At 72.9% G+C, this 12991-nt stretch carries 13 protein-coding genes; 1 reads left to right on the plus strand and 12 read right to left on the minus strand.

Going from position 1 to position 12991, the window contains the following annotated elements; translation table 11 throughout:
- Window position 1 precedes the first annotated feature (1 nt).
- The 11 genes from AC07DI_RS30830 to AC07DI_RS30880 all read right to left on the minus strand — a co-directional run bounded on the left by AC07DI_RS30830 (window position 2) and on the right by AC07DI_RS30880 (window position 10581).
- Entirely contained in the window at window positions 2–196 is a 195-nt protein-coding gene (locus AC07DI_RS30830) for a hypothetical protein (RefSeq protein WP_384254265.1), read from the minus strand.
- 128 nt (window positions 197–324) lie between these two features.
- Window positions 325–1185: a phosphatidylinositol-specific phospholipase C/glycerophosphodiester phosphodiesterase family protein gene (locus AC07DI_RS30835; RefSeq protein WP_478907539.1), complete on the minus strand. Its 861-nt coding sequence runs from the start codon at window positions 1183–1185 to the stop codon at window positions 325–327.
- A gap of 147 nt (window positions 1186–1332) precedes the next feature.
- Window positions 1333–2007 (minus strand): ABC transporter ATP-binding protein, encoded by a 675-nt coding sequence (locus AC07DI_RS30840; RefSeq protein ID WP_384254261.1) that lies wholly within the window; start codon window positions 2005–2007, stop codon window positions 1333–1335.
- Window positions 2000–2911, minus strand: coding sequence for an oligopeptide/dipeptide ABC transporter ATP-binding protein (locus AC07DI_RS30845; protein ID WP_478907630.1), 912 nt, complete (start codon window positions 2909–2911; stop codon window positions 2000–2002). Before AC07DI_RS30845 ends, AC07DI_RS30840 begins: the two co-directional genes overlap by 8 nt.
- Before the next feature lie 44 nt (window positions 2912–2955).
- On the minus strand, window positions 2956–3822 hold the full coding sequence (locus tag AC07DI_RS30850; protein WP_478907541.1) for an ABC transporter permease: 867 nt from the start codon (window positions 3820–3822) through the stop codon (window positions 2956–2958).
- 46 nt (window positions 3823–3868) lie between these two features.
- Entirely contained in the window at window positions 3869–4834 is a 966-nt protein-coding gene (locus AC07DI_RS30855; protein ID WP_384254380.1) for an ABC transporter permease, read from the minus strand.
- Between the two features lie 59 nt (window positions 4835–4893).
- Window positions 4894–6498, minus strand: coding sequence for an ABC transporter substrate-binding protein (locus tag AC07DI_RS30860; protein ID WP_478907543.1), 1605 nt, complete (start codon window positions 6496–6498; stop codon window positions 4894–4896).
- A gap of 140 nt (window positions 6499–6638) precedes the next feature.
- A complete protein-coding gene (locus AC07DI_RS30865; protein WP_384254254.1) occupies window positions 6639–7730 on the minus strand; it encodes an acyl-CoA dehydrogenase family protein in 1092 nt (363 codons plus the stop codon).
- Window positions 7727–8914 (minus strand): acyl-CoA dehydrogenase family protein, encoded by a 1188-nt coding sequence (locus tag AC07DI_RS30870; protein ID WP_478907546.1) that lies wholly within the window; start codon window positions 8912–8914, stop codon window positions 7727–7729. The genes AC07DI_RS30865 and AC07DI_RS30870 overlap by 4 nt, the downstream gene beginning before the upstream one ends.
- On the minus strand, window positions 8911–9879 hold the full coding sequence (locus AC07DI_RS30875) for an NADPH:quinone oxidoreductase family protein (RefSeq protein ID WP_478907548.1): 969 nt from the start codon (window positions 9877–9879) through the stop codon (window positions 8911–8913). Before AC07DI_RS30875 ends, AC07DI_RS30870 begins: the two co-directional genes overlap by 4 nt.
- Window positions 9880–9966: 87 nt before the next feature.
- Window positions 9967–10581 carry a helix-turn-helix domain-containing protein gene (locus tag AC07DI_RS30880; RefSeq protein WP_384254248.1) on the minus strand — a complete coding sequence of 205 codons (615 nt, stop codon included), beginning with the start codon at window positions 10579–10581 and terminating at the stop codon, window positions 9967–9969.
- 159 nt (window positions 10582–10740) lie between these two features.
- Here AC07DI_RS30880 and AC07DI_RS30885 point away from each other — a divergent pair, with 159 nt between their 5' ends.
- A complete protein-coding gene (locus AC07DI_RS30885) occupies window positions 10741–11799 on the plus strand; it encodes an NAD(P)/FAD-dependent oxidoreductase (protein WP_478907633.1) in 1059 nt (352 codons plus the stop codon).
- A 45-nt stretch (window positions 11800–11844) separates the two neighbouring features.
- Here the strand turns inward: AC07DI_RS30885 and AC07DI_RS30890 are convergent, their stop codons facing one another.
- Window positions 11845–12774, minus strand: coding sequence for a LysR family transcriptional regulator (locus AC07DI_RS30890; protein ID WP_478907550.1), 930 nt, complete (start codon window positions 12772–12774; stop codon window positions 11845–11847).
- Window positions 12775–12991 lie beyond the last annotated feature (217 nt).

Consider the following 12991-nt stretch of genomic DNA (forward strand, 5'->3'; position numbering starts at 1 on the left):
CTCATGGCTGGATGCCGCTGACGATGTCGGCGGTGGCCGTCAGGCCGTCCCGGATGGTCGGCGCCATGCTCGTGCTGGCGAGGTAGAAGCCCAGCAGGGCGCAGACGACGGCGTGCGAGACCTTCAGCGCGCCGTTGCGCAGGAAGACCGCCGCAAGGATCACCAGCAGCAGCACGACAGAGATGGAAATGGCCACGGGAATACCTCCTCCGCCACGCGACACCGCGGCTTACGGCCGTCAGTGTGGCGTAGCGGAGGGGGCATCCGGGCCTCTGACCTGTGCTCCGAACGGGTGCTACTTGCCGGAGCGTTGATCGGCGGAGGTCATCCGCCGTGCGCGTCGAGGAACGTCTCCAGTCCCGCCAGGTCGTCGGTGTTGAGGTGGTCCACACCGGCGGCGAGCAGTTCGCCCCAGACCGCGTCGCGCTGCGGACCCGGCAGGTCCGGTGTCGCCCAGAAGCGGACGCGCTGCCCGCGCGCGTGGGCCCGGGAGACGATGCCGCGCAGCTTGTCGCGTTCGACGGCGGGGAACGGTCCTGTGCCCTGCCACGAGAAGTTGAGGGCCCAGTTGTCGCTGATCAGCGGGACGAACGAGGCGGGGGCAGGGGTTCCGAGATCGGTCAGGCGGCCGTCGTAGAAGGCGTGCCTGACGCGCTGCGCCTCCATCGGGACGCGCGCCGCGCGGTCACCGGAGACGACGGCGGTGATCGCGCCCCGGCGCACCTTGCCGTGGGCGTACGTCGTGAACAGGCCGCGGTAGGGCCGCAGATGGCGGTGGAGCTCGGTGTACGTCGACGCGCCCTCGGTCTTGATGTCGACGAGCAGCTGGAAGGGCGTGCGGTGGTACCCCCGGTACACGGAGCCGTGGTGGGCGCGCACGCGCTCGGCCAGGGGCCGCAGGTACAGGGACTCCAGGGTGCGGGTGGGGTCGAGGTCGACGGGGTCGTGGGCGACGAGGAGCTGTCCGTCGACGAGGTAGATGTCGGCCTCGACGCTGTTGAAGCGGTGGTCGAGCGCGTCGAGGAGGGGCCTTTGGTGTTCGTAGTCGTTGTGGGCGTGGGCGCGGAGCAGCGGCCGGGGACGGTGGCCGCGGTCGGCCGCCTGGGCGTATGCGGGTATCGCGATGCTGCCCGCGAGGGCGGCGCCGAGGGTGGTGAGGGCTCTGCGACGGGTGGTGAGGGCCATGTCTGCCTCCCGGGAGGACGGGTCGGAGCGGCGCGCGGGCGCGACGACGGGCGGAACCTCAGTGAGTATGAGGCCCCGCCTGGCTCAGCAAACCCCTGCGCCAGGGGAGTTGGCGCTGTCGACGCCGGCCGTTCACGCCTGCTCCGGTCAGCGACGGTCCCGCTCGTGGCCCGCCAGCTCGTCCCAGTGCGCCGTGCGGTCGCACCACCGCTCCAGGAGTACGCGGTCGTGGCCGACGGCAAGGAGGCCTGCGCCGCGCTCGGACCGGTACTCCTCGACGACGTGGACCAGGGCCGCCGTCGTGGAGGCGTCCAGCATCGCCGTCATCTCGTCGCAGATCAGCCAGCGCGGGCGGAGCACCAACGCGCGGGCCAGGCAGGCGCGTTGCAGCTGGCCGTCGCTGACCTCGTGCGGGCGGCGGCCCAGGAGTTCCTTGCCGAGGCCGACGCGGGCCGCGAGGTCCGGGACCAGGGTGGCCGCTTCCCGGCCGCGGCCCACGGCCCGCAGGGGCTCGGCGATCAGGGCGGTGAGCGTCAGGCGCGGGTCCGCGGACAGGCGCGGCTGCTGGAAGACGACTCCGAAGGAGGTGCGCTGCTCGCGGGGCGCCCGGTGGCGCCAACCGGCCGCCCGCGTGCCGTCGATGACGACGTGCCCGGCGTCGGGGCGGTGCAGCAGCGCGGCGACCCGCGCCAGGGTGGACTTGCCGCAGCCGCTGGGGCCGAGCAGGCCCACGGCCTCGCCGGGCGCGATGGTGAGGTCGGCGTCGCGGACGACGGGGGCCCGGCGGTCGTACCCGGCGGTGATGGAGCGCAGTTCAAGCACGGGGTGCCTCCAGCACGTCCGCGTGGGGATGGTGGCAGGCCGCCCCGTCGGTGAGCGCGGGCAGGGTGGCGCAGGCCGCGTCGGCGCGGTCGCAGCGGGCCGCGAAAGCGCATCCGCCGGGAAGCGCGGACAGCTCGGGCGGCATGCCGGGGACGGGGGCGAAGGCGCGCTCGGGCAGGGCGTTCAGGAGGCCGCGGGCGTAGGGGTGCCGGGGTCCCGGCGTGCCGAAGAAGTCGCTCGCGTCGGCGAGTTCGACGATGCGGCTCGCGTACATCACGGCGACGCGGTCGGCGATCCGCTGGGCGGCGGTCAGGTCGTGGGTGATCAGGAGCAGCGCGCGGTCGTCGCCGACGTGCCGGCGCAGCTCGTCGACGGTGCGGTCCACCAGGTCGCGGTCGAGGCCGGTCGTCGGCTCGTCGGCGAGCAGCAGCGGCGCGTCGCCGACGAGGGCGAGCGCGGTGGCGGCGCGCTGGGCGAGGCCGCCGGAGAGCTCGTGGGGGTAGCGGTCCAGGTGCCCGGCGGGGAACGCGGCGCGCTCCGCGGCGGCCTCGGCGGCAGCGCGCAGCCGCGGCCTTCGTACGCCGGTGAGCTCGCGCAGGGTCTCCTCCAGCTGGGAGCGCACGGTGCGGACCGGCGTCAGGTGGGCGGCCGGGCTCTGGGGTACGAGGCCGACGCGCCGTCCCCGCACGGTGCGGGCGAGCGTGCGCTCGTCGGCGGTGAGGAGGTCGGTGTCGCCGAGCAGTGCGCTCCCGGCCGTCTCGGCGTTCTGCGGGAGCAGGCCGAGGAGCGCGGAGGCGAGCACGGACTTGCCGCAGCCGCTCTCGCCGACCAGGGCGAGGCACTCCCCCGCCGCGAGGTCGAAGGTGGCGTCGGTGACGGCCGATACGTGGGAGCCGCCGCGCATGCGGAAGCGTACGGAGAGGCCCTCCACGGAGAGGACGGGGACCGTCACAGCATGAGCTCCGATCGGCGCCGGGGGTTGATGCGTTCCCGCCAGGCGCCCGCGAGGCCGGCGATGGCCAGGGTGGGCACGATGATGAACAGGCCGGGGAAGAGGGTTGGCCACCAGTCGCCCGCGAGGAGCGATCCGCGCGCGCTCTGCACGAGCGTGCCGAGGCTCGCCCGGTGGGTGGGGAGTCCGAGGCCGAGGAAGGAGAGCGCGGACTCGTGCCAGATGGCGTGCGGCACCATCAGGACGGCGGCGAGCCCGGCCTGCGGCAGGACACCGGGCAGCAGGTGGCGCACCGCGACGCGCAGCCGTGAGGCGCCGCCGGAGATCGCCGCGTCGACGTAGGGCCGCGAGCGCAGCGAGAGGACCTCGGCGCGGACGATGCGGGCGGTGGACAGCCAGTGCGTGAGCGCCACGGAGACGACGACGGGCCAGACACCGGGCCGGAACATCGCGACGATGAAGATGCCGAGCAGCAGGTGCGGCACGGACGAGAAGACGTCCACGAGACGCATCACGATCCGGTCGACCCAGCCGCCGGATGCGGCGGCGAGTGCGCCGACCGCCGTGCCGATGACGGTGGCGACGACCGCCGCCACGACGCCCACCAACAGCGAAACCCGCAGCCCGTACACGCAGCGCAGCAGCAGGTCCCGGCCGACGTCGTCGGTGCCGAAGGGGTGCGTCAGGGACGGCGGCCGGAGCTTCGCGGCGAGGTCGACGGCCTGCTCGTCGAGGTTGGCCAGCGGCGGTACGACGAGGACGGCGAGGACGATCGCGGCGACGATCACCGCGGAGGTGCGCACCCGCCATGCGCGCGTGGAGCGGCGCGAGCCGCGCCGGTCGCGCCAGATGATGTCGGCCATGTGAGGCGCCTGAGGCATGTGAGGCGCCTGGGGCGCCTGGGGCATCTCAGCCATCGAATCCCACCCTGGGGTCGGCGAGGCCGTACAGGAGGTCGGCCACGAGGTTGCCGAGCAGGACCGCGGCCGTGGCGAGCGCGGTCAGCGCGGCGAGCAGCGGGAAGTCCACGGAGGTCGCGGCCTGCACGGTGGCCGCGGCGATGCCGGGCCAGCTGAAGACGGTCTCCACGAGGAGCGCGCCGGTGATGAGTTCGGGTACGCGCGAGCCGATGAGGGTGAGCACGGGCAGCATGCCGGAGCGCAGCGCGTGCCCGAGGAGCACGGTCCGCTCGGCGAGGCCACGCGCGCGTGCTCCGCGTACGGGGTCGTCGCCGAGCGCGTCGCCGACCCCCTGCCGCACGTACAGCACGAACCACGGCAGCTGCGAGACGGCGAGCACACCGGCGGGAAGGACCAGGTGGCTCGCGACCTGTCCGGCCGTCACGGTCGAGCTGGCCGTGTCGGTGAGTCCGCCCGAAGGCAGTGCGCCCAGCTTCAGCGCGAAGAGCCAGACGGCGAGGAGGCCGAGCCAGAACGGCGGCGCGGCTTCGAGGGTGTACGCGAGGGAGGTCACGGCGCGGTCGACCCAGCCGCCGGGACGGCGGGCGGCGAGCACGCCGAGGGCGGTGCCGAGCAGGATCGCGACGAGAAACGCGGTCGCGGCGAGCAGCACGGACCAGCCGACGCGCTCGCCGATGGCGTCCGTGACGGGCTGGCGCAGGGTGCTGGAGTCGCCGAGGTCGCCGGAGAGCGCCGAGGTCAGCCACTCCCACCAGCGGGCGGTCAGCGGCCTGTCGACGCCGAGGTTGGCGCGCAGTTGGTCGAGGTTCTCCTGCGAGGCGGTGAGTCCGGCCGTGCCCGCGTACGCCTTGACGGGGTCGAAGGGCGATGCGGCGGCGACGGCGAAGACGCCGAAGGTGACGACGAGCAGCACGGGGACGGCGAACAGCGCCCGCCGTCCGGCGAGGCGGGCCATCGGCCCCCAGGGAAGGCGGCGGCGTGCCGTCTTCCCCGGGTCCTCGGGTATCGCGGTCGTCACTTCTTCGGCTGCCAGTCCTCGACGTTCCACCAGGGGCCGGAGGCCAGACCGTGGTCGTGCGGCTCGACCTGGGTGGTCAGGTCGCCGAACTTCTTGTCGACGACGTAGAGGTGGTCGATGTGCGTGAGGAAGGTGTAGCCGGGGTTCTTCACCAGCTCGCGCTGGATCGTGTCGTAGGCGGCCTGGCGCTCGGCGTGGTCGCCGCTCTTGCGGGCGTCCTCCAGGGCCTTGTCGACCTTGGGGTTGTCGTAGTGCGCCATGTTGTTGAAGCCGTCACCGGCGAGTGAGGACTTCAGGAGCGTGTACTGGTCGAAGTCCGGGTCGGCCGGGGAGCCGCCGCCCGCGAGGACCGCGTCCTTGGGCATGCGGGGCTGGATGACCTCCCAGGTGCCGGACTGCACCTCGACCTTGATGCCGATCTTCTTGGCGTCGGAGGCGTAGGCGAGGGCGTGGTCCTGGCGGAGCTTGTCGCCGGAGAGGTACCAGAGCGGGAACTTCGCCTGGACGCCGTCCTTCTCGCGGATGCCGTCCTTGCCGGGCTTCCATCCGGCGTCGTCGAGGATCTTCTTCGCCCTGGCGGCGTCGAACTTCCGCTCGGTGCCCTTGGTGAACCAGGGGCTGTCGGACGGGACGGGTCCGTAGGCGGCCTTGCCCTCGCCGTACAGGATCGAGTCGACCATCGCCTTGCGGTCGACGCCGACGTCGAGGGCGCGGCGGACGTCGGTGTCGCCCGTGACCTTGTTGCCGCTGGGCAGGGTCACGACGCGGTAGTCGAAGGTCTTGGCGGCGTACGTGTTCTTGCCGCCGTCGTTCTTGTACTTCTTGGCGAGGTTGGGCGGCAGGATCGCGCCGTCGAGCTCACCGGCGTCGAGCCGGGTGGCGCGGATGTCGTCGTCCTTGATGATCGCCATGGTGAAGTTCTTGATCTTCGGAGCGCCGCCCCAGTAGCCGGGGTTGGCCTTGAAGGTCAGCTTCTCGCCCTTGGACCACTTGACCAGCTTGTACGGTCCCGTGCCGACAGGATCGGTGGTGAAGTCGCCGGTGTTCACGTCCTGCTTGCCCGCGATGTGCTCGGGGGCGATGGGCAGCACGGTGCGCTCGGCGAACGGCGCGTAGGGGTACTTGAGGTGGAAGACGACCGTGTCTCCGCCGGAGCCGCCCTTCGCCTCGACGCTCTTGACGGCGTCGAGCTCGGTCTTGGAGGCGTTGTTCGTCTTCTTGTCGAGGATCGTCTCGTAGGTGAAGACGACGTCCTTGGCCGTGAAGGGCTTGCCGTCGCTGAACTTGACGCCCTTGCGGAGCTTGTACGTGTAGGTCTTGCCGTCGTCGGTGACCTTGGGCAGTTCGGCGGCGAGCGCGGGCTTCAGCTTCATGTCGGCGTCGTGCGTGAGCAGCCCGTCGAAGATCTTCGAGTTGCCGTCCTTGCCGTAGCCGAGGAGGGGGCTGAGGGTCTCGGGCTCGTACGCGATGCCGACGACCGCCGAGTCCTTGGCACCCCCGGCGCTGTCGCCGTCGCCCGGCGCCGAGCAGGCGGAGGCGGCGACCGCTGTCGCCACCACTGTCGCCACCGCGCCCGCGCCCCGTATCGATCGGGCCCTCATGCTCCACACCCCTACTGAAGATCAGCCGTAATTGCGAACAGCTCGCAATTATGCACTACGTAATGGTGGCGTAAAACGCGCAGCCCGCACCGGGTAGGTGCGGGCTGCATCAAAAGCCTGGGGCGGTGTGCGTCCGGCGGTCAGGGGGCCCGGAGGTCGACCAGGGCGGCCAGCGCTTCGCGGTGGCTTCCGGCCGTGCCGTAGGCGATCGAGTCCGCCTTGGCGCGCTTGAGGTAGAGGTGCACGGGGTGCTCCCAGGTCATGCCGATACCGCCGTGCAGTTGCAGCGCCTCCTCGGCGGCGCGCACCGCCACGGGGGCCGCGTAGGCCTGGGCGAGGGCCGCCGCGAGGTACGGCTCGTCGCTGCCCCTGGCCAGCGCGTCGGCCGCGTGCCGGGCTGCGGCACGGGTGTTGACCACCTCGACCCACAGCTGGGCGAGCCGGTGCTTGAGCGCCTGGAAGGAGCCGACGGGCCGGTTGAACTGATGGCGCTCCTTCACATAGCGCACCGTCTCGGTCAAGCACCATTCGGCGATGCCGAGTTGCTCGGAGGCGAGCAGCCCCGCCCCGGCGCGCAGGCCGAGGGTGACCGCCTGCCGGGCGTCCGGGGCGAGCACGCGCGCGCGGGCGCCGTCGAAGCCGACAGCGGCGAGCGGGCGCGTGGAGTCGAGGGAGGTCTGCGGCTCCACGGTGACCCCGCGGTCCGTGGCGTCGACCGCGAAGAGGCCCGAGTCCGTGGGGACGAGGAACACGTCCGCCGCCCCGGCGTCCGCCACACCCGTCACCCGCCCGTGCAGGGCGCCGCCCTCCTCCCGTACGGCGAACGGCACCTCGCCATGAGCGCACGACAGCGGGAGCACGAGAACGCCCACCGTACGGCCCGCCGCGAGCGCGGCGAGCAGCTCGCGCGCCGCGTCGCCGTCACACGCGAGCAGCGCCTCGGTCGCCACCACGGCACTGGTGAGGAACGGCACGGGCGCGACGGCCCGCCCCAACTCCTCAAGGACCACGGCGGCTTCGCGGTGCGAGGCGCCCTGCCCGCCGAGCTCCTCGGGGACCAGCAGACCCGCGAGGCCCATGCCGTCGGTGAGGGCCTTCCACAGCTCGCGGTCGTGCGGCTCGGCGGCCTCGGTACGGGCGATCACGCCCGCGGGCTCGCAGCGGTCGGCGAGCAGGGCGCGCACCGCCGAGCGCAGCGCCTCTTCCTCCTCGGAGTACAGCAGGTCGCTCATCGCGCGAGGTCCTTCCAGGCGACGTCCTTGTCGGTGCGCGGCTCGGCGGGCAGGCCCAGAACGCGCTCGGCGACGATGTTCAGCAGGACCTCGCTGGTCCCGCCCTCGATGCTGTTGCCCTTGGAACGCAGGTAGCGGTAGCCCGCGTCGCGGCCGGTGAAGTCGACCAGTTCGGGCCGCCGCATCGTCCAGTCCTCGTACAACAGCCCCTCTTCGCCGAGGAGTTCCACTTCCAGGCCGCTGATCTCCTGGTTGAGGCGGGCGAAGCCGAGCTTCATGCCGGAGCCCTCGGGTCCTGGCTGGCCCGCGACGAGCTGCTGGCGCAGCCGCTCACCGGTGAGCCGGGCCACCTCCGCCTCGACCCAGAGCTTCGTGAGGCGCTGGTGGAGGTCGTGGGTGCGCAGGTCGGGGCGGTCGCGCCAGGTCCTGGTGACCGTGCCGATCATGCCGCCCTCGCGCGGGATGCGCATGCCGCCGATGGAGACGCGCTCGTTCATGAGGGTGGTCTGCGCGACCTTCCAGCCGTCGCCGACCTCGCCGAGGCGGTGCGCGTCAGGGATGCGCACATCGGTGAGGAACACCTCGTTGAACTCGGCCTCGCCGGTGATCTGGCGCAGCGGCCGCACCTCGACGCCCGGGTCGGTCATGTCGCACACGAAGTACGTGATGCCGCGGTGCTTGGGCAGGTCGGGGTCGGTGCGGGCGATGAGGATGGCCCAGCGGGCGCTGTGGGCGCTGGAGGTCCACACCTTCTGGCCGTTGACCACCCAGTCGCCGCTCGCCCCGTCGCGGACCGCGCGGGTGCCGAGCGCCGCGAGGTCGGAACCCGCGCCCGGCTCGCTGAAGAGCTGGCACCACACCTCCTCGCCGGTCCACAGCGGGCGCAGGAAGCGGCGCTTCTGCTCCTCGGTACCGAAGCCGAGCACGGTCGGCGCGGCCATGCCGAGACCGATGCCGATGCGGCGCGGGTCGTTGTCGGGCGCGCCCGCGGCCTCCAGGTCGGCGTCCACGACGGCCTGCAGGGAGCGCGGCGCGCCGAGCCCGCCGAGACCCTCGGGGTAGTGGACCCAGGCGAGGCCGGCGTCGAAGCGGGCCCCCAGGAAGTCGGCGCGGTCCGTGGTGGCGGGCGGGTACGCGGCCAGCAACTCCTGGGTTCGGGCGCGCAGTTCGGCGGCGTCGGTCATGCGGCACCTCCGTGCGGCAGGACGACGACGCGGCCCGTCGTGACGCCGTCGGCGACGCGCTGCACGGCGGCTGCGCCGTCGGCCATCGCCGCGCGCTCGCTCACCAGCGGCTTGATGGCCCCCTTGGCGGCGAGCTCGGAGAGCGCCTCGTGGCAGCGCAGGATCAGGCCCGGGTCCTTGGTCTTGTACAGGCCCCAGTGCAGGCCGACGATCGAGTAGTTCTTGACGAGTGCGTGGTTCAGCGCGGGCGAGGGGATGGCGCCGCTGGCGAAGCCGATGACGAGGATGCGCCCCTCGAAGGCCACGCACTTCGCCGACTTGGCGTAGGCGTCGCCGCCCACGGGGTCGTAGATCACGTCGGCGCCGCGTCCGCCGGTCGCCTCCTTGACGGCGCCGATCACGTCGTCGATGCGCCGGTCGATGACGAGGTCGCAACCGAGCTCGCGCGCGGCCCGCGCCTTGTCCGCGCCGCCGACGACGCCGATGACCCTGGCGCCCGCGGCCTTGCCGAGCTGCACCGCGGCGCTGCCGACACCGCCCGCCGCGGCGTGCACCAGAAGGGTCTCGCCCTCCTGGAGGTGCGCGCGGTGGTGCAGGCCGAACCAGCCGGTCTGGTAGCCGATGTGGAGCGCGGCGGCCTCCGCGTCGTCCAGCGCGTCCGGGGCGGGCAGCAGGGCGGCGCTCTCCGCGACGGCGTACTCCGCGAGGCCGCCGTACGGCAGCACCGGGTTGGCGATCACGCGCCGCCCGTCCTCGGTCTCACCGCAGATCTCCATGCCGGGCGTGAACGGCAGCGGGGGCCTGACCTGGTACTGCCCCCGGCAGAGCAGCGCGTCCGGGAAGTTGATGTTCGCGGCGCGGACCTTCAGCAGCACCTGCCCCTCGTCGAGCGCGGGGCGGTCCACCTCGGCGAGGCGCATCACCTCGCCCGGCTCGCCGTTCTCGTGCACTTGCCATGCCTGCATGCGGGGCCTCCACGGGGCTGTCGTAGACCGGGCTCGTCCGCATACTAAGCGGTCGCTTGCCCCGAAGGGAACCGTCCGGGAGAACCGTCAGTCCGCGCTCTCCTTACGGGCGGGCCGCGCCCGTACGTGCATGCGCTCCCCCTGCGGCCCGAAGAGGCTGATGTACTCCGCGCCCGCCTCGCTCGTGGCCCCGAACCAGTGCGGGACCCTGGTGTCGAACTCCGCCGCCTCACCGGGGCCGAGCACCACGTCGTGATCGCCGAGGATCAGGCGCAGCTTCCCGGAGAGCACGTACAGCCACTCGTACCCCTCATGGGTCTGCGGGTCGGGTGCCGCCTTGGCGCGCGCGGGCTCGACGACCTTGTACGCCTGGAGGCCGCCGGGCTGCCGGGTCAGGGGCAGCATGGTGCGCCCGTGCCGCACGATCGGCTTGGCCCGCACGCGCGGGTCGCCGACGGGCGGGGCGCCGACCAGTTCGTCCAGCGGGACCTGGTGGGCGCGGGCGATGGGCAGGAGCAGTTCGAGGCTGGGCCTGCGGTGCCCGGACTCCAGGCGGGACAGGGTGCTGACCGAGATGCCGGTGACGGCGGAGAGGCCCGCGAGGGTGGCACCGCGCTCCTTGCGGATGCGGCGCAGCCGGGGGCCGACCTCCGTGAGGACCTGATCCATCGACTCCTGCTCGGCCGTCTCGTCTTCTCTCATGCCCCCATGATGCAGGCTTTTGCCGGGGCAGCAAAGCTGCTTGTCGAAATTGCACGGACGCGTCATGGTCGGGGCGAGGAGGTGGTCCCCATGACCCGGAACACGACCACGGGCTGGTCCCGAGATACGCACCAGCACGCGAATGAAAGGCCGACCACGATGGAGAACCAGCACGGCACCGCGCAGGACCAGATGTACGACGTGGTGGTCGTCGGCGGCGGCGCGGCAGGGCTGAGCGCGGCGCTCGTCCTCGGCCGCTCCCGGCGGCGGGTCCTCGTGGTCGACGCGGGCGAGCCGCGCAACGCCCCCGCCGCCCACATGCAGGGCTTCCTGTCGCGGGACGGCATGCCGCCCGCCGAGTTCCTCGCCGAGGGGCGGCGGGAGCTGCGGCGGTACGGGGTGGAGCTCGTCCCGGACCGGGTGGCGGCCGTGACGCCGGACGGCGCGGGCGGGTTCGGCGTCGCCCTCGCGGGTGGCGGCTCCGCGCACGCGCGCCGGATCGTCATGGCGACGGGTCTCGTGGACGAGCTGCCCGACGTGCCGGGCGTCGCCGCGCGCTGGGGCCGTGACGTGCTGCACTGCCCGTACTGCCACGGCTGGGAGGCGCGGGACCAGGCCTTCGGCGTGCTCGCCGCGGAGCCCTTCTCCAGCCACCAGGCGCTGATCGTCACGCAGTGGTCCAAGGACGTGACGCTGTTCCTGCACACCGTGCGGGAGCTGCCGGACGCGGAGTGGGAGCGGCTGGCGGCCGCCGGGGTCCAGGTGGTGGAGGGCCAGGTCGCGGGCCTCGCGGTCGAGGACGACCGGCTGACGGGCGTACGGCTCGCCGACGGGCGGGTCGTCCCGCGCTCGGTGCTGTTCGTCGCCGCACGCCCGGTGCCCCGCGACGACCTGCTGTCCGCGCTCGGCGCCGACCGCGCGGACACGCCGTTCGGGCCCTACCCCGCGGTGGACGCGACGGGCCGCACCAGCGTCCCGGGCATCTGGGCGGTCGGCAACGCCGCGGGCCCCATGGAGCAGGTGATCAACGCGGCGAGCGCCGGCTACCGGGCGGGCGTCACGATCAACGCCGAACTGCTCATGGCCGACATCGAGGCGACGGCGGCCCGGCGCCGGGCCGGGGTCTTCACCCCCGAGACGGAGGCGGCGGTGGCTCGGGCGCGAGCGGACGGGCGCGTCCACGGGCTCGTGAGTCAGGGCCTCTCCGGCGGATCCTGAGATCCGTCTCGGCGTGAACCGACGCCTAGTAGTGCTTCGTCAGCTCTACGCGTTCGGGTCGTCAGCTCGGACGCCCTCGTGCTGGAACGCAGCAGCGCAATGCGCCTCCACCGTGCCGGCGAAGGCGCGGGCGAGCGGTGAAAGGGCGTCCCAGCGGCGTACCGCCCAGCCGGTCCACAGGGTGGGCAGGGCGGGGATCGGGACGAGTCGCAGGCCGGGGTGGGCGGCGCCGTGCCAGGCGGGCAGGTCGGGGACGATGGCGTGGCCCAGGCCGAGTTCGGCGAGCAGGATCGCGGTGTCCCAGTCGGCGACGCTGGTGTCCGAGGTGGGGGCGGTGCCGGAGGCGGCGAGCCAGGCGTCCAGGCGGGAGCGGGACGTGGCGTTCTCGGGCAGACCGATGAGTCTGATGTCCGCCAAGTCCTCGGTGCCGATACGGGACTTGGCGGCGAGCGGATCGGCGGCGGCGACCGCGAGGACCCAGGGGAGCTCGACGACGGGGCGCTGCTCGATGCCGCGTACCGGCTCGCCCAGCGTGATCCAGGCGAGGTCGAGGCCGCCCGCGAGGAGGGCGTCGAAGCAGCTGCGGCTGGAGTGCGTGGTCTGGAACTCCAGGCTGACGTTGGGGTGCTGGCGGCGGAAGTCGACCACGGCGGTGGACATGAAGTGGCGGACGGTGGTCGACCCGGTGGTGATGCGCACCGATCCCGCTTCGCCGTGCACCAGGTCCCGCAGCCGGCGCAGGGCATGGTCGATGTCGCCGAGACCGCCGGCGGCGGCCGTGTGCAGCAGCTGCCCCGCCTGGGTCGGCACGACACCGCGCGGGTGGCGCTCCAGGAGGGCGACGCCCGTCTCGCGCTCCAGGCGTCTGATGTGCTGACTCACCGCGGACTGGGTGCAGGTGAGGTCGCGTGCGACGGCGCTGAGACTGCCGGTGCGGCAGACGGCGACGAAGACGCGGAGGTCGTCGAGGGTCATGGACGGTGAAGTTACAGCTTGGGGGTGGGCAAGGAAACCCGAGGATTGACTTGATGGTCCGGCAGACGGGACGATCTTCTCGGGCCCAGGGCGGCAACCCGGCCGGGCCCCGGCACCGATCCGGACGGCGCCGGGGTGAGTGCCGGGTGCCGACCCTCCGCATGTCACAACCGACGTCCCGAAAGGCTCACGGGGGGGGACCGGGCATGGAGGTTTC

Source organism: Streptomyces sp. NPDC044106, from assembly GCF_056433985.1.

Coding starts and splice junctions, on each gene's coding strand:
- AC07DI_RS30835 (WP_478907539.1), bottom strand. CDS start 1,185: ATGGCCCTCACCACCCGTCGCAGAGCCCTCACCACCCTCGGCGCCGCC.
- AC07DI_RS30845 (WP_478907630.1), bottom strand. CDS start 2,911: ATGCGCGGCGGCTCCCACGTATCGGCCGTCACCGACGCCACCTTCGAC.
- AC07DI_RS30850 (WP_478907541.1), bottom strand. CDS start 3,822: ATGGCCGACATCATCTGGCGCGACCGGCGCGGCTCGCGCCGCTCCACG.
- AC07DI_RS30855 (WP_384254380.1), bottom strand. CDS start 4,834: ATGGCCCGCCTCGCCGGACGGCGGGCGCTGTTCGCCGTCCCCGTGCTG.
- AC07DI_RS30860 (WP_478907543.1), bottom strand. CDS start 6,498: ATGAGGGCCCGATCGATACGGGGCGCGGGCGCGGTGGCGACAGTGGTG.
- AC07DI_RS30865 (WP_384254254.1), bottom strand. CDS start 7,730: ATGAGCGACCTGCTGTACTCCGAGGAGGAAGAGGCGCTGCGCTCGGCG.
- AC07DI_RS30870 (WP_478907546.1), bottom strand. CDS start 8,914: ATGACCGACGCCGCCGAACTGCGCGCCCGAACCCAGGAGTTGCTGGCC.
- AC07DI_RS30875 (WP_478907548.1), bottom strand. CDS start 9,879: ATGCAGGCATGGCAAGTGCACGAGAACGGCGAGCCGGGCGAGGTGATG.
- AC07DI_RS30880 (WP_384254248.1), bottom strand. CDS start 10,581: ATGAGAGAAGACGAGACGGCCGAGCAGGAGTCGATGGATCAGGTCCTC.
- AC07DI_RS30885 (WP_478907633.1), top strand. CDS start 10,741: ATGGAGAACCAGCACGGCACCGCGCAGGACCAGATGTACGACGTGGTG.
- AC07DI_RS30890 (WP_478907550.1), bottom strand. CDS start 12,774: ATGACCCTCGACGACCTCCGCGTCTTCGTCGCCGTCTGCCGCACCGGC.